Raw genomic sequence first — 23573 nt, 5'->3', positions numbered from 1 at the left:
GCTCGTTACTGTGGCAACCCATCGATGACCGCCTGACAGACCTGTTCCTGGTTCAACCCCTGGCCCTTGATGGCCAGGTCCGCGTAGCGGGTATAAAGGGCGAAACGCTCTTCAAATAACGCTTCCAGCGACTGGTCGGGCCGACGGGAGATACCGCGGAGGCTGTAATTGCCGATACGTCTGCGCACCTCATCCAGAGAAATGTCGAGAAACACTACGGTGCCCTTCTGCCTCAGGTGTGTCATCGCGGCCTCACTGTACACCGCGCTACCACCGGTGCTGATGACCTGACCTTCAACCTCAAGAGCCAGCAGTACCTGCTCTTCAATCCGGCGCAGGGCCAGATAGCCGTCCTGGTCAACGATCTCCTGCAGCGTTCGCCCGGCCTGCTCCTGTATCAGCAGATCGGTATCGATAAACCCCAGGCCCAGGCGTTTTGCCACCAACACCCCGACGGTGCTTTTGCCGCTGCCAGGCATGCCGATAAACACCAGATTTCTGCGCCCGGTGGTCATGCTGATTCACGAGCCTCTGCCGAACGACAGGCCGCCGCGGTGAACAGAACATCGGTTGATGAGTTCAATGCGGTTTCGGTGGAATCCTGAACCACGCTGATGACAAAACCAATGGCAACCACCTGCATGGCCACTTCCGTGGAGATACCAAACAGACTGGTCGCCAGCGGAATAAGCAGCAGTGAACCTCCAGCCACGCCGGAAACCCCGCAGGCCGCAATAGACGACACCACACAAAGCAGCAGTGCGGTCGGGAAATCCACCGGAATACCCAGGGTATTCGCAGCCGCCAGGGTAATCACGGAGATGGTGATGGCGGCACCGGCCATATTGATAGTGGCACCAAGCGGGATGGAAATAGCGTAAGTATCCGGGTCCAGCCCCAGCCGGTCACACAGGTTAAGGTTAACCGGGATATTGGCAGCGGAACTGCGGGTAAAAAAGGCGGTGATGGCACTGCCCCTTAAACAGGCGAATACCAGGGGGTAAGGATTCTGGCGGGTGTGGAGGAAGACAATCAACGGATTGGTCACCAGAGCCACAAACAGCATACAGCCAACAATGACGGCCAGAAGGCGGCCGTATTCCAGCAGCGCGCCGATGCCGGCATCGGCCAGGGTATTGGCAACCAGCCCGAAGATTCCCAGGGGCGCAAACCGGATAACGGCCCGGACAATGCCGGAAATTGCATCGGACAGGTCGTTCACCACTTGCCGGGTGGCGTCACGGCCCTGGCGCAGCATTAATCCCAGACCAACGGCCCAGGCCAGAATAGCAATGAAGTTCCCCTCCATCAGGGCGCTGACCGGATTCGTCACCGCGCTCAGCAGAAGATTGCGCAGGATCTCGACGACCCCGCCAGGCGGGTTGCCGCTGACTTCCGGAAGCTCCAGAGTGAGTTCCGTGGGGAAGACAAAGCTGGCGATCACCGCTACCACAGCCGCCACCAGCGTACCGATCACATAGAGCAGCAACACCCCACGAATGTGGGTTGGCTGTCCCTGCTGGTGATTGGCAATGGCTGCCGTCACCAGCGCAAACACCAGGATAGGCGCAACCGCTTTCAGGGCGGATATAAACAGTTGGCCAAGCAGAGAAACCGATTGGGCAGTATCAGGCCAAATCACGGCCAGCAAAACGCCGGCAATGATTCCGATGGTAATCTGGGGTATCAACCCCATCTGCAGCAGGGGGCGTACAACGCCAAGTCGCCGGGAAGACATCTTTGGGCTCCTTTTGCTTGGTCAGAAAGGGGCATCACCCGGCAATAATGGCCATGGGAATAATCTGCCGCCCAGAAAGCAAAAAAGGCAGATCAGTGAAGGTAACTGACCTGCCTTTTTCTTTTTTGGTAGCGGGAGGTTATGAGTAGGACACCAGGGGCGACTACTAGATAGTCGCTATTTTGCCTTAAGTTGCACAAAACCACATGATAAGAGATGATTACTCATAATTTCGCCATGGCATTAAGAGCAATCAATGACAAAAGAAGTGGCGCAGGATTGGCACAGATCTTCAGCGACTGTTGCGGACAATATGACCTTAAGGCTCGGAGAGCGCTTTGGTGACCTGTGTCATTGGGCGGTAGACCAAGGGCTGGAGTTTCCGGTCGAGCTGAGTTTCCACATCCTAGGCTTAGACGAGTTCACGGTTGGCTTTGAAAACCTGGCGCAGGAGTTGCGGCACCCTGAATCCGAGTCCATCCTCGCAGACTGGTCATTCAACCCAGTTGTCCACGAACTTAAGAAATTCGCGGACGAGTTTGCTGCTGATTCAAGGTTAACCAAACTCTACCCCAGCATTGGGCACGGCGGGGGTGCTAAGAGGAACAAGCGACAGTTCAAAGATCTCGCAAGCCGAACTTTTTTGTTGAGCTTGATTGTTAACCCGCTGGCCGCTAACACGGATGAAGAAGTCTTTTGTAATCGACGGCGCTTGCGTATCTGGCTCATTGGTCAAGCAGCGATTCGGCTCATTGATTTTGGTTGTGTTGCAGATACCTCCGTTAGCAGTGCGGCCAGGTTCTTACAAGCCGACTCGCTCGACAGTCGTTGGGCATTGATTGACGAGTTACTAAGTAGAACAAAGAAGCTGATCGGCTCCGCTCCAAATTCCTTTGAGAACTTCACCTCTGCAATGGAGAATGCGGCAGGTGTGATGAGGGAAGTAAAATCTCGCCCGAAAAGCCATAACGAATTTCTCAATGCGATACTCTCCATCGCGAGCGGCTCGTATCACCAAATCGAATCGCGAACTTCAGCAAAAACCACTGCGATTCCCCTTCATTTAAGATCCAAGCCCTCCCCGATTGATGAGTTGCCGTTCGAGTCTGGAGACTCGACGTACAGTGTTATCCCCTCGGTTTCTGATGACGATGAGGGCGAAACCTTTTCGTACGTCACTGAAGTTGATCCAACGGATAGTGCGGCCCAGCAAACTCTCAGCTCCGGAAGTGTGTTCATGCAGACAATGGAACTGGCCCATTATCTGCCGTGGACCTGGGATCGCCTTTTGCCACCAGAGGTGCAGCTGGTCGAGTCCTGGGTTGAGCGCACATTGCAAACGATGGACAGGAGAGACCGGTTTGGCGGTGTTCTGGTTTGGGCAGCCATACAGTTATCTCGATCACTTCAGCTGGTTGAGCGAATACCAATTGGGACCGAGATGACCGATGAATGGAGCCTGAGTCCAGACTTCATGTTTCTTAAGCGGCGATCGCCGAGACGCCACAGTGCGTGGCGTCCTGATGACGTTAGTAGGAATCTCGTCGAGCCATTCCGTGACGATCTAGCCATCATCGTTCCAGAAAAAGTTAAGCAGTCCCTGGAATGGGTGATTGATGCCAACGAGTCTGGCGGGGAGCTCACCCTGGGGGCGGTCTGGAATAAGCTGTCGGAGATCAAGCTGGAAACCTGGTTCAATGGCCAGGCTGAGAAGCACTTTCCTCGGGTCACCAGCGCAAAGTTGGCGCAATGCAAAGGTCAGCAGTTATTCGGTCGAAGCGGCGACTTCAGCTTTTCGAGGTTGTTGGCGTCACATCCGAGAAGCGCACTTCCGGGAGCTTGTAGCTATGCTACTTGGGACGTTAAAGCGATCGAAAAAGGCTTACAGCTAGAAGTAACGAAAGGGCCCAACGAGCAAGATTCCCTTCATGTAATGGGAAGTCTTCTGGCCCCGCTTGAGTCGGTTCTGTCCGAGGAAATTCAGCAAGCCACGGAAAAGCTCGAGCAAGCAAGAGGACGAGGGCTTGTTTTCTATCACAATGTGCTGGGCCAGTATGTTGTAACGGCACTTTACGCTGCAAGTGGCGCCCGCCCGTTGAGGGATCCGTTTGAATCGATTCATCACTTCTCGTTATCGCGCCAGTGCGTCTACATCAACGACAAGAATGATGAAGGGCTCCATAACGGTCGTTTGGTTCCATTGCCGCAGGCTGCGATTGAGTTGCTGGCGCTCTATCTTGGTCATCTGAACCACTTGAGTCAGGCTATCGGTACCCACCGCCCAGAGTTGGCGGAGCAAATAGCCGACATGGTCCAAGGGCCTACGGCTATGCCAAGCATACCGTTGTTCTTTCTTCTTGATGACCACCTTCGCTGGCACTCCATGGCTGATGCCGCTGACCTGAGTTGTTCGCTGTTCGACTGGGGGCTGCCCAATAATTTGTTTCGCCACAGGTATGCCCAGCGGTTATTGAAAGAAGGGGTTGACCCGGAAGTCATCGAAGGGTGGATGGGGCATGCGGAACGGGGGGCTGCAAGTTACGGTGATTATTCCGCCCGATGTTGGGCAGAAGACGCAAAGAACTACCGCGATGTGATTGAACACGTGTTTCGTTCACTGCCCTTTGCGCTTCCAGCATCACTCCCGGAGCCGCCCCTGCTGGTTCTAGCCGACACCCCACCAGGAAGCTATAGAGAGCCCGAGGTGTTTGGGCAGAGAGCCAGAGCCCGTGAGCGAAAGAAAAAACTCAAAGCCGCGATTCAACAAGCGCGGGCAGATATTGAGCTGATCCTGAATGGGCGATCACTCAACGAAATCAGTGATAACGAACTGGTCCGGCTGAGTACTCGGATGCTGTTGAGAGAAAACCATTTGCCGCATCCGCAGGCCAGCGTTCGTTTTCGGGTCTTTACCAAGCTCATGACAAAACCCGAGCAAGAGACCGATTCTATAACTGAAACTGAGCCCGAAGGTGGCGACCAGAAAGTACGGGATGGGGCGCTGGCCTCTGGCGCAGCAAGACAGAAAATACTGAAAAAACGGCTCATCAAGGTCAGCGATGAGCGATCGTTGATAAACCCAGACATTGCAGCGTCTCTGACGGTGTATGGCCATTTGCAACACTGGGCTGAGTTAACCAACAAATCCTCGTTTAAGGCGGCGCTATCGAAATCCCGAGCCCTTTGCTTGGGAGCCGTGCTGTTGTCGGTGGAAAAGCGGCTCGGATACCAGCAGTTATTGCTCGATGTGATCAAGGGGGATAATTTTCGTCTGATACAGCACAAGCGTCAGTATTTCTTCGAGTACAGCGAAACGCTCACGTCGGATGATTTCGTGACGCCGGTACAGAGGCTTGAGGTCAGTTTTAAGGTCGCCAGTTTGCTGGCCTACGGGTGGGGTAAGAAGTGCGGAGCCACTCTGCCGGCGCCCAAGGAGATAACCGAATTCAAGGGTCTGTTAGCGATCTATCAAGACAACCATTCAGGTCACCCTGATCCGTCAATGTTGGAACTGGTTGACTGGTTGTGCGGTGTCATCAATCAATCCAACCTGGCTGATATGCCTGGGATTGTTGCGGCGGCGTTGAGTGACCGCGCGCCACCAACCAGTGCTTCGATGTCGGATTTCGCCCGCATCCTTCATGACCGCGTTATCGATTTGCCAGGTGACGAGGATCAGGCTGCCGAACTTCCATCAAGACTTCCTGCGCGCTTACGAGATCAGGAAACCGATAAGACGCGACTCCAGGAAAACGCAAAAACCTTCACTCAACTCGTCACGGCTGCCTTGAATGAGTATGAGCCGAGACAGTCCAAAGCCCTTGAGTGCGATAAAAGTATTCAAACGATCTGTGAGAACTATCGTGGTTTGATCAGCCCGAGCTTGATTCTCAGTGGTCTATGGATTGCCGATCATGCTCGGCGTGGAAAAGCGAAATGGCGAAAGCGGTTCGATGCTTTCGCCAAGAATACGTTGACGACGTATTGGAGCTTGTTGTCCCCGGCGGTTCGGGGCTTGCTGTATGACGTTGATTTGGTGGGCCTCGACAGCGATGAGATCACGGAACTGTGCGCCGACATGCTGGAGTACAAAACTCTCACATCCCGGTACACCGGAGCGTTCGGCAAAAGACTCAAGGATTTTTTTAATTGGGCCTCACGGTACGGCGTGGCCTCGCCTGAGTGGGATGAGCTGGATATCACCAGTGATTATCGGTCGGTGAGCCCTGGGCTGATTACTGAAACTGAGTACCAGGCTGCGCAACAGGTCATTCAGGAAGACGGTAGTCTGGAGGTCGATGATAAGAGGATGCTGGGATTTGTTCTTCTCCTGACCTACCGTTTTGGCTTGCGAGCCAAGGAGGCAATCAATCTATTGCGCAGAGATTGGTGCGAAGATGAGCGGTTCCACTGGGTCCTGGTTCAAAATAACCAGTACCGGAAATTGAAAAGCAAACCCAGTCGTCGTGCTGTGCCTTTGCTTTTCACGCTGTCTGAGATCGAGCAAGATCTCATTGATGGTGTTCTGGCCCGCTATCAAACGATTGCCTGGCCAGAAACCAATCGGCCCATTCTCTGTGAAACCTCGGACAAAGGGGTTCCGGTGCTCACCAGTCTTGCGCCGCGGATATCCGAGGCGTTGATTCGTATTCTTCGCAGTGTCACGGGCAATCCCACGCTGGTTCTTCATCACTGTCGCCACAGTTTTTACAACCGGATTGTTCCAGCGCTGTTCGGCCTCGATAGCCCTCTGTCGAATAAGCTAACTGACGTCCTCGATTATCCAGCCTTGAAACGTTTGATACTGGGTGAAGCGGATGGTGTCTCACGTCGAAGCGCAATGGCTGCAGGCCGCTTGATGGGGCATCGCTTTCCGAGTACAGGGCTCAAAAATTACTGTCACCTGGTGACAGATTGGATCGATCAGTTGACTCCGGTAGTCCACCAGCGAGCCCGCAAGTTAGCCGGCGTTGTTCAAATTTCCGATCTGCCAACGAGACCGGCAACGGCCTCTCCGGAAATGGTAGCTGCACTGGATTACCCGGCCCCTACGTTAGGTGCCCTCTTGAGAACGCTTCGGCTTGTGGGGTTGGGGCAGCGCTACGAGCGGGCCGCAGAGCTCATGAAGATTCATCCTAACGTTCAGACGCAGTTAAAGTCCGTCATCAACCTTGCAAACAATCGCATGAGGTTCAGCTCACCCACTGACAAAAACGTAAAATTCAAGGGTGCGGATTGTCCTAATGCTCTGCTGGAGACCGTCTCGGATCAAGCCTGGAGCAGAATGATCCATCACGCTGAGTCTTTAAGTGAGGACGAGGTCCTTGGTTGGAGCGGCGTCTCGGCCGATTACCTGGATGAGCTTAGCTACGTTGTGAGCCCGAATCGCCAGCTGCTTATGTACCAGGCGTCGCATTTTGCATTGGTAAAACACGTGCTTGAGCTTTTTCAGGTGCCGAGTAGTCAATTTAAAGTTGTTGCAAAAAATGGAAATGAAGAGATCATGTCCGGAATGCGAGGGGCTGGTTTCGATGTGCTTCCGGATTCTTCAATCAGGTCCAACTTGGATGGCTTTCCGGTGTATATGAGGGATAGAGGCACGAATGCTCGCGTGAGCGACTATGGTGGCCTGATACTCTCGCGATCTAAGACTGGAACTGTGCGCAATTCTTATGAGCTTGCTCTCGTATTCCTCGCTGTCGGTGTTCTGATTCAAATGCAATGCGCCACCATCAGTGCCGCCTAAGACGACAATCAGCGGCGCTTTACAGCGCCAACTGATTGCTAGCGATTTTGGTATGAATCTCCGCGTCAGTAATGGGGCGGATATCCTTCACATAGCGTCTGACAACGCCCTTGAGGTCTTGTCTCGTGCAGACGGTAACCTCGATGGCCTTGATGGGCGCAAGATAAGCTTCAGCGGCGATGCGCAGCTGTTTTTCCTGTTCAGCGGTGTATGTATCTGTGCGGTCCGTCTGGGGTTTTCCCATGTCGTTGAGCTTCCGAAGAAAGATGGATAAATCATCCGCTTTGATTCCATCGGATAGCGCCAGAAAAACCTCGTCACTTGAATCTACGACATCCGACGGTGCAGGTTTGATTTTGCCCTGAATGGGAAGCGGTTGTAGACCTGAACCGGGAAACGAGCATTCGAATGGTGCGATGATTGTCTGGTTTTTATGTTGCCGACGGTACTCTGTGGCTGCCTCCCTCACAAACGTGCGTTGCTCGGCGGTAAGGATTGTCGAAGGCGCTGAAAAGATATCTGCGCCGAATTCCAGAATCGACGAGGTAAACTCCAGCAGGACCTGGCGCAGCTCATCTACCATGGCATCGTCAACGTGCCCTGATGCCGACTTTACAAGGAGCAGGATGAAAAATGGGTCTGTCGCGTCCCAGGCTTCTATCAGACAGTCCTGGGATGTAAATATCAGTTCGTCCTCTAAAATAAACGTTTCGGCGTAGTCCTCGAATAACCCAAGCACTCCTCCCAGAAAATTATCGAGCGCAGGGTTCTTGGTGCGCTTCCGATTAATCGTGTAGACGTGATCTGAAAGCGGACTAAAAGCGCTGTTCTTAAGGCGGATAAACGTTATGGTGCTTCCAAACAAATGAAGTTCCTGCATGATGGATCCCCAGCATTGAATTTGAATCATCGCACTCAAGGGAAGGAGCTCCAGATCGGCGGTGGTGTCGAATTCGGCACCTTCACGATGTATACCTAGAACTTCCCCATGAACTACAACAGACGTTAAATCCGGCTTTTCATTTCGGCTACCGTAACCCTACATCTTGTCCAGGTATCCGGACTTTTGGCCACAACAGAGAAAGTGTATTTCTAATCACTGATGCTTTTGGTCGCCAAACTGTCTTTTTTCGTGGCTAATACAACGAGATGGTAAGAAGTCACCAAATCTTTTGGTCGGCAGATGGAACCGATGGGGAGATTGAGGGGGGAGGGGAACAAAATAGCAGATACTGGGAAAAGGGATTGAGCGGACTGGAGGAGCCCGTGAGTTCATTGTTTCCATTCCACTGATTTCAATGCCTGACAGCCAGCGTAGTTATCCCGCGTGCCAAAGCACAATGCCGTCCATGGCAAGGTTTTCGAGTAACTCTGGATTGGAGTAGTCCCTCGGGCTCGCCCGTTCACGCTCCCAGATTGGCAGTGCCTGAATCAACACACCAGTATCCAAAAGCACATCAAACGCCAGACCAGCCATCTCCATCTTGGTCTCAACGAAATTCCCTGGCTGCCCGGCCAAAATCACCGCGACATCGGCATCGCTTTCGTCGTGATAATCACCACGGGCTCGGCTGCCAAACAGGATCATTTGAACGATATCGAAACGACCGGCCAGTTTTTCACGAAAATGCAGGACCGCCTCCCCAATATCAACCTGCTCACCCATAACGACCTGCTCCAGACCAACCGCCTCAGCCTGCTCCCAGTCTTGCAGCGCCTCGGGCATCGTCGCGTTCGGGTCACACTGGGCCACCAGGTCACTCAAGCTGTAAGATTTCTTATCCTTCATGGCCTTACCTTCGATGGCCTCTACGTCCCCAGATTACCGCGGCATGCAGCGCTCCGGTTTCCTGGCTGGAGAACCTGTCGAGTGGTTGGTATTCACCATCCCACTCCTGAGCATGTCGGTACCGGACAACCTGTTCTGAGGTGAACTCTACAATATCATCGAACCCGGTTTCGTACCCCTCAACCAGGACAGGCGTTTCCGGCGGCAATAATTTCAGATGTTCAATCAGTTCTTCCGCTGTCATTCAAACTCCTTGTTCAAATATGACCTTGTCATATCTCTACCACGACAGGCTCGTTGTTGGGTTCGTAGCGAGCCGTACAGGTGCTGGCATTGATCAGTCTCGTGCTTCCCCGCCAGTATTCCCCGTAGCCCTCGTGGATATGGCCAAAAATGTGCGCTTTGAGTGAGAGTTGCTGGATTCGGTGAAGCAAATCAACGCATCCGACATTCTGGCATTTGAACCCCAGGTTGACCTCATCCCCAATGCCGTGAGGCGGGCCATGAGTGATGAGAACATCGGTGTTGTCCGGAATGCCTTGCCAATTTTCGTACAGTGGCTCACCACGCTCCAGCATGAACGCCCAATCCATGAAAGTCGGCGTCCAGGGGGATCCCCAAAATCGTATGCCTTCAATCTCGACGCCGCTGTTTTCCAGGTATATGGCGTTGGTCAAAGCCTGCCTGGCCTGATCTGGCGTCTCCTGAAAGGCCCAATCGTGGTTGCCTGCAATCACAATCTTATGGCGATGCGGCAGCGTTCCGAGCCAGTCATTGAGCTCTTCGATGTTCTCCAGTGTGCCCTGCCCCAGACTATCGCCCGCATGAACAAGCACGTCGCCATCGGGAATCTCCGGAATACGACGGTGCATGCTGTGGGTGTCGGATATGCAAACCAGCTTCATACTCCCACCTCTAGTGGCAAGGTGTTAACTCCCGGCTTTACCCCAAATCGCTCGATCCATTTCTTCAATTGTCACGACCTTCTTTGATTGAATATGTCCTTTTAGCGGCAGCGACTCGGGCGGAGTCATTAGTTCGCTTTCCAGCGACCAATCCATATAAGGTAGTACTCTGGCCATGTTGCGCGCATCGTCTATACCGCGGTGGTGGTGCCCCTCAAAGGTCAGGTTGTGATAGGCCAGTGCGTGGGCAAGGCCGTTCTTTCTTTTTTGTCCGTTGGTGAGGCGCCAAATCCGCTTCAGGTTCAGATGCGGATACCCCATGAAGACAGGCACCGCGCCCACACGTGCACCTTGAGCTTTGATATGCAGACGATCGTAGTTGCCCCAACTGCACCAGATGAACTCTTCCGCTGGGACACCAAGCCACTCATCCATCGCCTCGATAGCATTTGAATAGACGGGCGCGTCATCCACCATCGGTTGGCTGATCCCTGTCAGTTCGGTGCAGAATTCACTGAGCAGCGGAGTCTCCACAGGGCGCACAAGAAACGACCGACTGTCCAGCAACTCCCCTTGCCGTGTGGCCACGGCGCAACCGAACTCAATTATTTCCATATTGTGGACACTTTGTGGCTCGCCCTCCGGGTTTAACTCCAACACTTGGTGAACCGGCATCAACGGCACCTGACCGGTTTTTGCCAGAGTATCAATCCAGAGCTGGTTGCCCATCACGCTTTGTACCCAATCCACCCCGTGCGGATTGGCAGCAAAAAATCGGTGCGGGGTCAGTCGCATGTTCATCAACAAATACCACATGTAGGCATATTGCCTTTTGCGAACAACAACATATGGTTAAAGACTAGCAATGCCGATCAAAAAACACCAGCATTGATATGAGTCCGGAATTCTCAAGGAGAAAGCGCTGAAATAGTTCAGCTACGCCAAGGCTCTGCCCTCAACCAGTTCCGCATGGCTTCTCCAAGTTTTAACTGGCCAGACCTCGCGTGCCCCCATGTTGTGCCAGAAAGGTTTCAAGCGCCCCGAGTGGAGAGTACTAAGTGCCGTTAGGCCGGTAATATATGGAATCGGCATTGTTATCGCTCTAAGAGGGCCATTATGTTCGTCCCTTCTTGGGCTGCTCTCGATCCTCCATGAAATCGTCTGTTACGCTTTCATCGGACTCAAAGAATTCATCCCAAACCGGATCGGTTGGCCGGTCATAGCGCTTGACCGAGCCTTTGAGGCGCTCCATAGGTGCAAGCTCCTGAGGCAACGGCTCGGCGAGCTCATCGGCATGGGCGGTGTGGGGATTGAGGCCCTCCAGTAGTTCTTTTTCCGTTGGTCGCTTTGTTTTCATCTCGGGACATGCTCCGTGTTGCCTGCCAGCGAACGATCAAATGGACGGTCAAATTTGACCACGAATTCGACGGGCCTGCATCAAGCCGTCGCCGATCGTTGTTGTCGGAAAAGGGCAGCAAATGACTCCGTTCGGGATCGCTCAACAAGTGATCCAGCATCGCGGCGCCGTTAAGGCCCCATAAATGGACCGGTTTCCTGAACCAATCTGCCGCCAACCCTTAGTGACCATCCCCCTCTGCCATCGCTAGTGCAATAAGGTTTGAAAGCGTTAACTGTTGTAAGATTCAGGATAACCAATTGCCGAAAAACAATTATAGAAGACAACTTGCAGCAATATGGGACAGAACTCGGTGCCAGTCCTGTTCACAAATGCAGCGCCAGCTTTGTGCTGCTGATCCGAATGGAGGGCTTAGGACGTGCAATCAGACAACGAAATTCGTGATCAGCTTGCTACCGAGGTGAGTCAAGACTATCTGGCCTACATGCTATCTCAAAACATCCAGAACAACATTTCGAACTCACAGCCCAATAACGAAACTCGTCAGAAGAGCCAGCCCCTATCGCCAAAAGAAAGGGACATTCTCAAAGCCGGCGGAGCGCGATTCACAGACGCTGACGGCCTTACCAGCCAAGAAATAACCCGCCGCCAGATCCAGCAACTCCAGAATGAGGTGCGAGACATCATTCAGCAAGCGCTTACGCTGGACGAGGTAGCCCAACGTCTTTCCACATCAAAAGAAGCGGTTCGCGGTCTTATTGCGAAGAAACCCCCGGGGCTTTACACGTTTGAGTCTCCCAGCGGAGAGTTGTTGTTTCCTCATTGGCAGTTTACAGAGGAAGCCACTCTCCCCCATCTTCAGATCATTTTGCAGAGCATTAACCCAGGTGTGAACCTGCTTACCCTGAACCGGTTTATGACGACCGAAAATGGTGACCTGCTGCTCAGCAACCGCTGCCTAAGCCCAAGGGACTGGCTCGCCTCAGGCCATGCCCCCTCAGAAGTTGAGATACTCGCCAGAGATATCTCCGGGCAGGTATGATATAAACCCAGCATCAGGTAACGCGGAGGCACCATGAATATGACAGCAGCCCTCATCGGCTATGGAAGCTTTGTCTTGTCGTTACTGGCCATTGGGGTTGTCGGGTATTGGAAGGCCGATGCTCTGGAAGCTTGGGCGACCCGAAGATTTAAAGGCTTCAGGGGCTGACGGGGGATTCAGCAATTTAGTATCCAGGATACCGCTCCCAAAGCCCATCGTTATCCATAAAAGAATGCCACTCCTGGCACGTCCACAAATCCGACGCGACCGCCTCAATAACCTCCCGAAGTTCTAACGGCTCCAGCCATCGCTGCGGAATCACCCCGGTGCCAAGCATGGCGCCAAGCATATTCCCGGTGATAGCCCCCGTGGAGTCTGAATCCCCATCGTGATTCACTGCCAGCACAATGCCCTGCTCGAAACTTTCAGCCACCAGGGCGCAATAAACAGAAATCGCCAGCGCTTCCTCTGCGACCCAGCCTTCGCCGAGTTCCTGGATAGCGATATGGTGTGGCGTACCGGACTGGCTCAGTTCTACCGCCTTATCCAGGGCCGCCAACGTCTCCTCGTGACCGCGCTCTGCAACCAGTAATATCTTGGCGGCACCCAGGGCATCCAGCAGAGTTTTGTCGTTCAATAACTCAAAGATCAAAACGGCCAGTACGCCACCGGTCAGATACCCGCTGGGATGGCCGTGGGTGAGGCCGGCGCACATACACCCATCTTCAAATACCCTTTCCAAGCCGGAGTTACCGTTGAAGGTGCGCCAGTAAAGCCCTACCGGAGCCACCCGCATTACCCCGCCACACCCCTTACTGTCATTGCCGGCGGTCTCTGGAACACCCGGGTAATCCCGCAGCGCACTCAAGCACGTCATGCCCGGTGCTCGCTGGCTGTGCAGCTCTGGCTGCTGAAACAACCAGCCGTCTTTCTCTGCGGTTACCGCACGACACTCGTGGCCCTGTGTTGCCAACCATCGTAGATAAGCATTGGCAACTGTGTGGTCGAAGCCTGCAATGCCTTTACTGACTCCCCGCATTCGCCCCCGCAACAGGCCTTCGGCGCTGAACAGAGTCATTTGGGTGTCGTCGGTTATCTTGCCTTTGCCACCATAAGCCGGGGCGTAGTCAGTTATACCTTCGGGGCCGAAGCGGTTCAGGATTTCAGCGCGGGACATGAACTCAACGGCGGCACCGAGGGCATCGCCTATTGCGCCGCCGAGGAGGCAGGCGGTGTATTTATCTTTCAGCTTGGCTTCGCTACCAGGACCCGGCATGCTCTGCACAGTCGAGGTTACTGTTTCTGGCGCATGCTTCATTTTCCAGTCATCCGTCAGTTCCATGAACAATGCAATTCGCTCTGTTCCTACAACCAAGGCCAATAAAAAATGCTCAGTTCGCTCGATCGTCTGCAACGTATATAACTTGTCTCGCACCCCGGCAGGATAGGCCGCATGGTAAAAAGAAAGCTCTAACCGTCGCTTACCACCACCAACCGGAGTGACGGAGTACACCTGAATTGGTGAAAAGCGCCGGATGTTGGGACCAAACTCGGAACTGATCAGCTCCATGGCATACCAGCACCGAGGTTCAAAAGTGAAACGCTTCATTGACGATCCCCTACGACATAATCAAACCACTCCCGCAAGAGTGCCCTCTCTGAGTCCTGAAAATCTCCCGCCGGAAAATTCAACTGGACCTCAAACTCTCCAGCACCCTTCTCCCGAAAGTTCACAAACGGAAACCGGCTATTAAGCCGTAAAAGGTTCAGTGCTGGATCGGCACCTTTTGCTGAACCGGCGGTCTGGTCTAGCAGAGCGTGAATTTGCTCTTTCGATAACGGTGCGATCAGCTGCTCGACCTGTCCCAACTCAGATTCAACTGAGCTCCAGGCGCCCTCCGCCCGCTTAATGTTACGCTGGCTCATGAATCTCTCCGGCAAAGGTTTAGGGCCGGAAATATTAGAGCTGCTTATCTCTGCAACGGTAAGATCCTGCCTCCCATGGAACAGCTGCGCCTCCAGTTCATCGGAAAACTGCTTGATGCTTTCCAGCCCCATACGAACCTCATACAAGGAGAACCATTCCATTTTTCCTCGGCGAACAAACAGAGGGAAGTTTACCCGGGTACTCAAGTAGAAATGGCTGTTCCCCACATCCTCGTCAATCCCAACCCGGACAAGCGGATACCGTTTACTAAGCTCGGATATCAGTGCATTTAAATTCTGTAAAGACACCTTTTCCAGATTCGCCCGGTTTGCAATAGGCGATGAAAAACTCACAACATAAGCCGTGTCGGGGCTCAAGGCTGAGAATCTCGGGGAGAAGCCCAACGTCGCAAAAATGGGTTGGTGCCTCTTTGTTTCCCGACGCTCAACCAGCGGGTCAATAACAAATAAAGGCTTTGGGGATGTCTGACTGGAGTTGGCCTCAAGAATCTTGTCTTTGAGCGGATCGCAGGCACGCTCCAGGTGATTACGCAGTTTTTCGGTAATGTCTTCAAAGGTGTGAGTTTCTTGTGGCTTGTATCCGCATCCTGCCTCACGCAATCGTCGAAACTTAGCCGGGTACGGGTCCTCAACCAACTCCTCGGAATGATCCAGAGGCTTTCGGAGAAACTGCCCCCAGTCGACCATGGAGCTCGGTCGATATTCAGAGTCGAACCTAGACTGGAGGCATGCATCCATTCGCTCCTCCACCCGATGTTTTCGCTCAATGAAAGAGGCAACCTGGTCTTCATCTACGGAGCCCGCAAGGTATGGGTAATGTATACCTAGCTCCCCACCTCCGGTTGCCAGCCGCTTATTGACACATCCGTACAAACGGTCGATTCGCCCTACCCTCTGCTCGTTATCTCCGGGGGATCCAGCAATTCCATAGTGGTGGACCTGATGGCAGTTCATGTGAAGGTTTACCCCTTCCTGGAATACCGAGGTAGAAACCAGAACGTTGGGGTAAAAGGGGCTGTTAAAACCAAGTATGAGGCGTTGGCGGGCAGTGTTATTTTCGCCACTCGCGTACCAGGCAGGACTGGTCAAACCTTTTAAACTGCGCCATTCCTTTCGCCAGTCTCCCGCACGATGATCAACAATTTTATCGCAAAGCGCTTCAAAGGTTTCCAGGGCAGCGACAAAGTAGCGGAGTAACAAAGAACCTTTGATTTTTTCCTGCCGAACGAACTCATAGAACCCTCGGTACGAGCCTGTAAATAAATCTGTGTAACTGCCCACCCCATTACAGGTGGCCGTCCAGGCGGTCACCGAACTCGATAATAAAGCGATTCAATGCCGGCTTCCAATCACGGATCGGCATGGTCCATTTCTTTGAGGCCTGCTGGATCGCCAGGAAGGCCACTTTCAGGGCCGAGTCATCACTTGGGAACAGCTTCCGGCGCTTGGTGGCTTTGCGGATGACACTGTTCAGTGACTCAATAGCATTGGTGGTGTAGATCACTTTCCGGATCGCCGGCGGGTACTCGAAGATGGTGATCAGGTTCTCCCAGTGGCTTTGCCAGGAACGAGAGATCTGTGGGTATTGGCTGTCCCAGCGCTCTCCAAAGGCCGCCAGTGCCTGCCGGGCTTCATGTTCCGTGGCGGACTGATAGATCTGCTTCAGATCGGCCGTCACAGCCTTGTAGTCCTTCCAGGACACGTAGCGCAGCGAATTGCGAACCATGTGCACGATGCACAGTTGCACCTTGGTTTGGGGGTACTCAGCGGCAATGGCATCCGGGAACCCTTTGAGGCCATCCACACAGGCGATCAAGATGTCCTCCAAACCACGGTTCTTCAGTTCCGTCAGTACCGATAGCCAGAACTTCGCACCCTCGGTTTCGGCCAGCCAGAGGCCCAGTAACTCTTTCTGGCCCTCCATGTTGATACCCAGGGCCAGGTATAGGGACTTGTTGATGACCCTCTTGTCCTGACGAATTTTCAGAACGATACAGTCCAGATAGACGATGGGGTAGATCGGATCAACAGGGCGATTCTGCCACTCGTGAACCTGATCGATCACACGCTCCGTCACCTTGGACACCAGAGTCGCCGAGATGTCGGCGTCGTACATTTCCTTGAAGGCGTCTACGATGTCTCGGGTGCTCAGGCCCTTGGCGTAAAGCGCTAGGATCTGGTCATCCATCTGAGTCAGGCGGGACTGGCCTTTACGGACGAACTGAGGCTCGAAGGAACCGTCCCGGTCCCGAGGAGCCTGTATCGGTACTTCGCCGTGTTGGCCCTTCAGGCGCTTGGCAGAATAGCCGTTACGGCTGTTGCCGGTGCCACGGCCTTCAAGAGCGTGCTTCTCGTATCCAAGATGCTCATCCAGTTCGGCGTTGAGTGCGGTCTCGACGGTGAGCTTGACCAGCTGCTGTGTGAGGGCTCCGAGATCTTTTTCAGACTTGATGTCTTTGGCCAGCTCGGCGGCCATGGCTTTAAGTTTTTCTTGGTCCAATTGCGTACCCACGATGGTATCCTTTTGAAAAGATTACTCAGTCGTGGGCAGTTACACAATTTGGTTTACAGCCTCCTCGGTACCGTTCCTGCACACTGTCAATCTTTCCTTTGCGGCGATACTCCACAAACCAGCTATACAATTCCACTATCACTGGGCTCGCGTGCAAAAACCCGGCTTGAATATAGTTCGCGAAGTTTTCCGCAACGGGCTTCTTAGTGTTGGCCCATCCGCGCATTAGTTCCTGAAGCTTGCTGGGAAGCTCATCAAAAACCAGTCTCCAAACAGTAAACATCTCCTGTATGTAGGCTGTTTTCGGCGCTTCATTTTCACCCACGGCCTCACGCAGATCGGCAGCACTGTTCCAGCTGCCAAACCGTTCGTAACGAGCGGCCAAACCGTAGTTGGCTCTCGTGCGCTCTGAATCACCGTAAAAGTAGTTGTAACCGCCCTTTAGATAATCACTGGATGGCTCAAGAAACAGCGAAAAAAGACTTTCCGGCTTGGTGAAACGGAGCCGCACGTTTGCGCAATCAGTCTGGCCACCGGCGCCCCCTCTCTTCACTACAAAAAGCTGGGCAATCCGTGATGCCAAATAATCGTCTTCTATACCGTCAGAATCGCCATCTTCGGCATCCATTTCGATACTTTCATCCTGAGAAACCCCGGCTCTGGTGCTTTCTAGCAGCTGTTCAAACTCATTGCGGGAAAAGGTTTTAAGCCTTGGATTTCCCTGAGTATCCAAAAACGATAGCCCTAACCCCGAAAACAGAATCTCACCCAGTAGCTGGTCGTAGCGCTCATTCAGGCGCTGCGTTAATTCTCGGACGGAAGGAATACGACGTACAAATATAAGGTGTTTCAAGTTGCTCAGTGGCAACTGATACAAATCCTGCTTTTCAGGAACACACTCCTCTATCAACCGTCCGTATTTGGGGTGCCCGGGAAATCGATTAAAGGTCCGATAAAAGCTGTCGGTCAGTCCCATAAGGAGATTTGTATCCGGGGCTGTCGAATAATCGCTTTTACCGTTCTCGCCGTCTGGTGTGTCCCGCTCAGAATCCTGCCTGAAAACCTCGTCCGCTAAGACATCTCGGCCAACGGACTCAAACCCCTCCAGATAGCCATACATCAGGCTTTTGTTTTCATTTTTCTTGTTCAGTTCAGCGACCAGGCCTTTTTGATACAAGGCAAAGAAGCCCTCAGCCTCGGGCTGTCCAACAAACGTCGCCGGCACCGGCTTTTCATGGCGATAGTGGCGTTTACTGAAAAGCTTCCCATTCCCCTCCATGAGTCGCATCCGCCGCAACCCATAATTATTAAGGAGATGACTGGCGCGGTCAGATTCACTTGTCCACCCATCCCCACAGTCCAGAAAGTAACTGAAAATGCTGTTCACATTTGAAAGACGGGTATGACTGGGTGTCGCCGTTAGCAGCAGCACTCTTTGCGAGAGCGGATCTTGCCGAGTCCCAAAGAATTCCTTGGCGGCAGCAACCCGCTGCGAGCCACCGTCAATATTTCTCAGGTAATGCGCCTCATCCACGATTATCAGGTCAAAACCCTCAGGCCCAAGGGCGCTCTTGATGCTTTTGTGAATCTCTCCGGCCCTCTCCCCGGCGATTTTGTCCGGCCTGCGATTGTCAAGCTCCTCGCCCCTCAACAATCCGCTCAGGGAATGAATCGTTGTGAGATAGAAGTGGGAAACACCCCGCATAACTGCGGCGTTCAGGTCTGCTAACGACTTACAGATTTCAACGCTGGGAACTGGACCACCATCAACACTATTCTTAACGGTGTGGTCGACTACTCGATAGTGCGAAGCTACCAAATTGTTAAATTCGCGGCGCCAATGCAGGCAAAGATCCCGGTTAGGGGCCATCACCAATATTCGGGCATCAGGTTTCATCTTCCAGAGGAGCGCAGCCACCCCAAGAGCCTGGAATGTCTTCCCCATACCGACTTCATCCGCCAGTAAAGCAACCTTCTGCTCTGCCAACAGATTCCAGAGGTAGGCCACACCTTCAGTCTGTTTAGCTGGCATGGATTGGCGATCTTGCGCACTATAGTGCCAATCTTTCTGGCCACCATTGAAATTGATCCACTCAGAGACCATTTCCGGGCTTAGCAAGCCCCAATCGGCTTCGCTCATATTTTTTCCCTGTGTGAGCTTCGGCGGTGATATTCATCGACCAGCCATGCCAGATACTCATCACTAAGTGATGACGGCAGCGCCGGCTCATCCACCAGTAAAGCTCCCCACCGTTCAGCGGTTGTATCGACCCCATTCCCTGGCAATTGGGAATACTGAGCGCGTGCCGTAAGGCATAGCTGATTTACTTCCTGAGCAAGAAACCAGTTGAACAGCGAAGGTACAGAACTGCTCTCAATGCGATGCTCCGTTTTCTCTACCAGCTCCTGAAGGCAACCCGGGCGGATGAAGGCCCAATACTCCAGTTCTTTCTGATCCCTGCAATTGAGCAGCAGCTCTTCATAGTGGTGGCACGCGGAAAACAACCGAAAATAACTAATATTAGTAGATTGGTGCTCGTGTTCAGAAATCGCACCAACAGCATCGGACTCCAAAGCATCTACCAACACCTTCCCATCAACGTCTTCCTGTACCCGGTAGGTAGCGTCATCAGCGGGCGGCTCACCGCCAGTAAGCACCAAGGCATCTAACAAATCCCGAAGATGCTCGTACTGCTGTGCCCTTCGGAATATAGGACGTGTTTCGATGATCAGTCCCTTTATTACGAAGCCTAAACCACTGAGCACTTCGTAACTTCGGTTGACCAACAGCGGCTTCGTGGTGGTCACCGGAAGCTCCAATTCCTCCAAAATAAAATCATCATTTTCAGGATCAGGCATCCAGCTCAGTTCTATTGAGTGCGAAAACCCGGGTAGTTCTAGCCTGAAGTTATCATCAGGCTCTGTCTTGCCAAGCCACACTCCTGAAATGTGAAAGCGCTCTGTTTGCCAGTCAAAAACCACTCGGAGATCAAATGGCGGCGGCTCTGGAACCCGCAGGCTCTCTTGCTCTATCTGGTCTGGCGTCGCAAACAATGACTCGGTAAGCGGCAATGCCTCGCCCACAAAATCAGCCAAAGAAGCATCACTACGGGCAATAAAACCAGCCTCTACGTTCTGACTCTGGGCGCTGCTGCCGGTAATTAAATTGCTGCCAGGCTGGGTGAAATTCCAAGATCCAATCGCTAACCGTTCTGGCGATTTCCAAAGCTTTGCATGAGTCATAAAGCTACGATCATCACGCTTAACAGGGCTCTTGTGCAAAGAGAGCAATCCATGACCATGCAGCTCAGAAAGGCCCTGGCTCCATTCTGCGCGTAGATACTGATTATCCACCCTGTCCGGTACCAGCTGAACCCTGAGACCTGGTGCATCTGCGTAACGTTGTAGGCTCCTTACGTAGTGGCTGATATCTCTGGAAAAATACGGGGACCAAACTGCAAGTTCGGTCGCTTTACCCTCAAGCAGCTGGGTAAGAAACGGTGCGCCAGCCAGGCTATGGCAGAAGTCGATGCCGAGATTTGCGTTCTGTTCGGGGGCAGGAAAGTCGTCTGGGAATCGTTCCTGTACGTTGGCGAATACTGGCTCAAAGAAACTTCTTACCGATTCCGCCATATTTCGGCTTGCGACTGGCACAAAGGAGAAAACCTCCTGGTTTCGCCCCCAGCCATCTACAGTCAGGTTTGCACTACCAGAACCGAGAACAGATCCTTTTTCGCCCTGAAGATAGATAACTTTCGGGTGAAACAGGCTGCGCTCAGAGAAATTGATCTCGGCATTGGGCGACAACCGTTCTGGCGATACCCCATGAATGGGAATTGCCGTTCGCTTATTCTGATCCGGCTCAACAAACCGCTTGTCACAGAACACCCGAACATCGATACCTCGCTCGCTCAATACCTGCTGCATTCCCTCATAGTCCATTCTCAGTTTAGGGGGATCCATGCCAAGAATGACCGGTAAAACGTAGGTTTCAATAAACTCAATATTTATGACAAAGCTAGTGAGCCAAACCCTCTGAACAGTGCCGACTTGTTCAACCTGTTTGCCAAAGGCCGAGAGTAGTTTCACTGCCCACCTCCGTAATACCCGCTCACCAAAAAATTAAACTGATGAAGATAGTAAGAGTTCACCCAAGAACCGATCGGGCGGTCGGCTGCAACCGGCAACGATGTCGTTCGACCATGATTATGGACTTCCCCGTTTCTGGCTAGCTCAACCCAACGCAACTGCCCTCGCTGTTTCATCACTGCAGCATGGTAATCAAGCAAGGACTCCAGCTGCTCTTCCACGGTATTCAAACGCGCAAGATCACGTATCTTGTCCAAGCGATATCGGCCGGTGCCCTGAAGAACCGCTAAAACTTCGGGCTGGCTAGCGATGGCCTCAGCGCAACTCTTCAATGTAGCGTCCGAACGGTAAAGCCGTTCCCAGTGACCTCGAATTTCTGCGACCGTCTGAACCTTCTTATATCGAGCGATCTGAAATAGCAGATCTACTTCAGCTAGCAATGGCTCAATAAGTTGGATGTTGAGAAGTTTCTGACGTTCATCCAGGCCACCCTCAAAGGAATGGATAGCCTCTTGAACAATAGATTGGGGTTCCAGCTTCTCAGGCAGGACATTACCAGACTTAAACTGAGTGAGCCGGCTTTCCATGACACGAAGCAGCGCGCCGGCCGCTCCCTCATCCAGTCCGGTTACTGAGAGCCAGAAATCCCGAGTTTCCGAACCCACTTTGGCACCACTAGTGAACGCGGTGCGGTAGGCATTTTTAAGATCTTGGGAGACATCAAAAAAATTGACCTTGGGTGGTATCTGGGCTTTTGACTGAGATGCAGTAACAAGCCTCACCAAGTGGCTCTTGGCTTCCATGAAGCAGTGATTGAGCGCATCGCTCCCAGCCAAAAGCTGAGCGAATTCAGCCCAACGCATTGAAGCGTCCTGACCAAAATAATTGTAGCTCTGATCAAAGAACCCCATCTCAACAAACGGTGTTTTGTAACGCCCACTCACCCCCAGGCCCAGCTGACGAACCAGCAGTTGGCCGGAAGGTTTATCGGTGAAAATAAGCTGGGGGTTTCCATCGCTATCCTTGTCTTCTAAAGCGGCCCGGCCTTTGCTGCCGCCCAAAATACCAAGCGTATCGATACCCGCGTCCTCTGGCCGGTTAACCATTGAATAGGTAAAGATGTTCTCAAGGTGTATCAGACAGGCGTGAACGAAAGGGAGACTTTCCTTCGGTCCAAGTTCACTGGCAAGCGCATCTGAAACTTGAATCTCTTCATCGTGAAGCAACGAGCGAATCACACCATGGTGCAGCAAGTTCAGCGTGAAATTGCGGACATCATTTGAGACAGAATTTACGCGGTTTCGGAAAATCTGTTGACCATAGGCCGACCAGATAACCAGCTGGCCAAGGGGGTCGATAAACGAATCACCGGATAAGGAGTCATCATATTCCGTGAGCAAGTCCTGGAGCTTCATAAGTCAGTCCAATCCTTCGGAGAAACAATCACGTTACAGCTTCCTGCTCCAGCTTTTCAGCCTCCCAGCCCTTATAGGTTTTTCCATCCGGCAGTCGCCATTCAGTAGTGCCATTGGTTGGACGGCCATTCACAACGGCGGCCGCAGCACTCGGGCTTTTAAACGCGTAGCTCTCGGTAAACACAGCAACCTCTCCTTCTGGACGGATTACACCCGATGCCACCAAATCCCCATGTAGCTTGCTGTATCCTGTGTGGTGGGAGCTCTTACCGCGCCATCTGGGGCTCACTCTTGAGCCTGAGAGAACAACGAACTCCCCATCAGTAAGCACAGCTTTCGCTTCTATACCGTGTTTTGGTGTTCGGAGTTCGAATACTGTATTCGGCTCCTCTGCTGTGGCGGGAGAACCTGAATCGGTTTTAGTCTGTGGTCTGGTCTGAGCCAAAAAACTGTCGATCCTCAAGGCGGGTAACACCATCATGAGGTACTCGAGAAAACTTTCCATATTGGCCTGAGCTGCCTCACTCAATGACGAACGCGGCGGCGTGTTGCCGTTGTCTAAGCGGATTTTTCCAGCCCTGCGAGCCTCTTCAACCAGTCTGGACTCCAAATACTTCGCATGCGCCTTGTTGAGGTTGTTGCCAGAAGTGGTAATCAAAACCGCCGTCGTCCACCAGTCTTTCTTGGTATCGTGGCTTTTTATCCGGTCAGCGATGTCCTCACCTTCGCCTATGTAGGCCAGCAGCCCTTCATCGTCCTCCCCGAATAACAGGTAAACACCGGTATAGCTCGCCTCAGGCCTTTTCAAAGCCGCGCCAAGTCGAGTGCGCGGCGCCATCAGCACGTGGCCTGTCCAATTGAAGACCTCGGCAGTCATCATGCCGTCTGGTTTTCCGTCGATGAAAAAGAGTTCGAGGGACTGTCCCTTGTTACTAATCATCATTCCCTTCCCACATATGGCTTCAACTGAATTCAGGATGCTCTTTTCGGGGATTTCCACTTTTCTGTAGCTGTTCCTTAAATGTAAAAGCCG

General features: G+C 52.8%; 18 protein-coding genes. 3 read left to right on the top strand and 15 right to left on the bottom strand.

Annotation, left to right across the window (positions count from 1 at the left end):
- Positions 1 to 5: 5 nt before the first annotated feature.
- Both OZ656_RS07720 and sstT read right to left on the bottom strand, forming a co-directional pair.
- Positions 6 to 515 carry a shikimate kinase gene (locus tag OZ656_RS07720; RefSeq protein WP_121206868.1) on the bottom strand — a complete coding sequence of 170 codons (510 nt, stop codon included), beginning with the start codon at positions 513 to 515 and terminating at the stop codon, positions 6 to 8.
- Positions 512 to 1738 carry a serine/threonine transporter SstT gene (sstT, locus tag OZ656_RS07715; protein WP_113878956.1) on the bottom strand — a complete coding sequence of 409 codons (1227 nt, stop codon included), beginning with the start codon at positions 1736 to 1738 and terminating at the stop codon, positions 512 to 514. The genes OZ656_RS07720 and sstT overlap by 4 nt, the downstream gene beginning before the upstream one ends.
- Positions 1739 to 1994: 256 nt before the next feature.
- Here sstT and OZ656_RS07710 point away from each other — a divergent pair, with 256 nt between their 5' ends.
- Positions 1995 to 7484, top strand: coding sequence for a hypothetical protein (locus OZ656_RS07710; RefSeq protein WP_278351299.1), 5490 nt, complete (start codon positions 1995 to 1997; stop codon positions 7482 to 7484).
- 19 nt (positions 7485 to 7503) lie between these two features.
- Here OZ656_RS07710 and OZ656_RS07705 read toward each other — a convergent pair whose 3' ends face one another.
- The 6 genes from OZ656_RS07705 to OZ656_RS07680 form a co-directional block, all read right to left on the bottom strand.
- Entirely contained in the window at positions 7504 to 8403 is a 900-nt protein-coding gene (locus OZ656_RS07705; RefSeq protein ID WP_278351298.1) for a hypothetical protein, read from the bottom strand.
- A 399-nt stretch (positions 8404 to 8802) separates the two neighbouring features.
- Entirely contained in the window at positions 8803 to 9273 is a 471-nt protein-coding gene (locus tag OZ656_RS07700) for a nucleotidyltransferase family protein (protein ID WP_278351297.1), read from the bottom strand.
- Positions 9274 to 9277: 4 nt separating this feature from the next.
- Positions 9278 to 9517 (bottom strand): hypothetical protein, encoded by a 240-nt coding sequence (locus tag OZ656_RS07695; RefSeq protein ID WP_278351296.1) that lies wholly within the window; start codon positions 9515 to 9517, stop codon positions 9278 to 9280.
- A gap of 28 nt (positions 9518 to 9545) precedes the next feature.
- Positions 9546 to 10178, bottom strand: a complete 633-nt coding sequence (locus OZ656_RS07690) for a metallophosphatase domain-containing protein (RefSeq protein WP_278351295.1) — start codon at positions 10176 to 10178, stop codon at positions 9546 to 9548.
- A gap of 24 nt (positions 10179 to 10202) precedes the next feature.
- A complete protein-coding gene (locus OZ656_RS07685; protein WP_379945153.1) occupies positions 10203 to 10979 on the bottom strand; it encodes an exonuclease domain-containing protein in 777 nt (258 codons plus the stop codon).
- Between the two features lie 313 nt (positions 10980 to 11292).
- Positions 11293 to 11535: a hypothetical protein gene (locus tag OZ656_RS07680; protein ID WP_278351293.1), complete on the bottom strand. Its 243-nt coding sequence runs from the start codon at positions 11533 to 11535 to the stop codon at positions 11293 to 11295.
- A gap of 418 nt (positions 11536 to 11953) precedes the next feature.
- Between OZ656_RS07680 and OZ656_RS07675 the strand changes: the two genes are divergently transcribed.
- Together OZ656_RS07675 and OZ656_RS07670 are read left to right on the top strand one after the other, a co-directional pair.
- Positions 11954 to 12577, top strand: a complete 624-nt coding sequence (locus tag OZ656_RS07675; protein ID WP_278351292.1) for a hypothetical protein — start codon at positions 11954 to 11956, stop codon at positions 12575 to 12577.
- A 33-nt stretch (positions 12578 to 12610) separates the two neighbouring features.
- Positions 12611 to 12745: a hypothetical protein gene (locus tag OZ656_RS07670; protein ID WP_022992860.1), complete on the top strand. Its 135-nt coding sequence runs from the start codon at positions 12611 to 12613 to the stop codon at positions 12743 to 12745.
- A 16-nt stretch (positions 12746 to 12761) separates the two neighbouring features.
- On the opposite strand, the gene OZ656_RS07665 is transcribed toward OZ656_RS07670, so the two are convergent.
- The 7 genes from OZ656_RS07665 to OZ656_RS07635 are packed head-to-tail and all read right to left on the bottom strand — an operon-like array spanning position 12762 to position 23540.
- Positions 12762 to 14186: an ADP-ribosylglycohydrolase family protein gene (locus tag OZ656_RS07665; RefSeq protein WP_278351291.1), complete on the bottom strand. Its 1425-nt coding sequence runs from the start codon at positions 14184 to 14186 to the stop codon at positions 12762 to 12764.
- Positions 14183 to 15835, bottom strand: coding sequence for a helicase C-terminal domain-containing protein (locus tag OZ656_RS07660; RefSeq protein WP_379945152.1), 1653 nt, complete (start codon positions 15833 to 15835; stop codon positions 14183 to 14185). The genes OZ656_RS07665 and OZ656_RS07660 overlap by 4 nt, the downstream gene beginning before the upstream one ends.
- On the bottom strand, positions 15810 to 17024 hold the full coding sequence (locus tag OZ656_RS07655) for an IS256 family transposase (protein WP_379945208.1): 1215 nt from the start codon (positions 17022 to 17024) through the stop codon (positions 15810 to 15812). The genes OZ656_RS07660 and OZ656_RS07655 overlap by 26 nt, the downstream gene beginning before the upstream one ends.
- Positions 17025 to 17061: 37 nt before the next feature.
- Entirely contained in the window at positions 17062 to 19176 is a 2115-nt protein-coding gene (locus OZ656_RS07650) for a DEAD/DEAH box helicase family protein (protein ID WP_379945151.1), read from the bottom strand.
- A complete protein-coding gene (locus tag OZ656_RS07645) occupies positions 19173 to 21125 on the bottom strand; it encodes a phospholipase D-like domain-containing protein (RefSeq protein WP_278351289.1) in 1953 nt (650 codons plus the stop codon). Before OZ656_RS07645 ends, OZ656_RS07650 begins: the two co-directional genes overlap by 4 nt.
- Positions 21122 to 22540, bottom strand: a complete 1419-nt coding sequence (locus OZ656_RS07640) for a hypothetical protein (RefSeq protein WP_278351288.1) — start codon at positions 22538 to 22540, stop codon at positions 21122 to 21124. The genes OZ656_RS07645 and OZ656_RS07640 overlap by 4 nt, the downstream gene beginning before the upstream one ends.
- A 28-nt stretch (positions 22541 to 22568) precedes the next feature.
- Entirely contained in the window at positions 22569 to 23540 is a 972-nt protein-coding gene (locus OZ656_RS07635) for a GIY-YIG nuclease family protein (RefSeq protein ID WP_278351287.1), read from the bottom strand.
- Positions 23541 to 23573: the final 33 nt, after the last annotated feature.

The organism is Marinobacter sp. LM1 (assembly GCF_042763285.1).
GTDB lineage: Bacteria > Pseudomonadota > Gammaproteobacteria > Pseudomonadales > Oleiphilaceae > Marinobacter > Marinobacter nauticus.
Note: the sequence above shows the minus strand (reverse complement) of the source record. Positions and strands in the feature narration are given on the sequence as shown.

Coding starts and splice junctions, on each gene's coding strand:
- OZ656_RS07720 (WP_121206868.1), bottom strand. CDS start 515: ATGACCACCGGGCGCAGAAATCTGGTGTTTATCGGCATGCCTGGCAGC.
- sstT (WP_113878956.1), bottom strand. CDS start 1,738: ATGTCTTCCCGGCGACTTGGCGTTGTACGCCCCCTGCTGCAGATGGGG.
- OZ656_RS07710 (WP_278351299.1), top strand. CDS start 1,995: ATGACAAAAGAAGTGGCGCAGGATTGGCACAGATCTTCAGCGACTGTT.
- OZ656_RS07700 (WP_278351297.1), bottom strand. CDS start 9,273: ATGAAGGATAAGAAATCTTACAGCTTGAGTGACCTGGTGGCCCAGTGT.
- OZ656_RS07695 (WP_278351296.1), bottom strand. CDS start 9,517: ATGACAGCGGAAGAACTGATTGAACATCTGAAATTATTGCCGCCGGAA.
- OZ656_RS07690 (WP_278351295.1), bottom strand. CDS start 10,178: ATGAAGCTGGTTTGCATATCCGACACCCACAGCATGCACCGTCGTATT.
- OZ656_RS07685 (WP_379945153.1), bottom strand. CDS start 10,979: ATGAACATGCGACTGACCCCGCACCGATTTTTTGCTGCCAATCCGCAC.
- OZ656_RS07680 (WP_278351293.1), bottom strand. CDS start 11,535: ATGAAAACAAAGCGACCAACGGAAAAAGAACTACTGGAGGGCCTCAAT.
- OZ656_RS07670 (WP_022992860.1), top strand. CDS start 12,611: ATGAATATGACAGCAGCCCTCATCGGCTATGGAAGCTTTGTCTTGTCG.
- OZ656_RS07665 (WP_278351291.1), bottom strand. CDS start 14,186: ATGAAGCGTTTCACTTTTGAACCTCGGTGCTGGTATGCCATGGAGCTG.
- OZ656_RS07650 (WP_379945151.1), bottom strand. CDS start 19,176: ATGAGCGAAGCCGATTGGGGCTTGCTAAGCCCGGAAATGGTCTCTGAG.
- OZ656_RS07640 (WP_278351288.1), bottom strand. CDS start 22,540: ATGAAGCTCCAGGACTTGCTCACGGAATATGATGACTCCTTATCCGGT.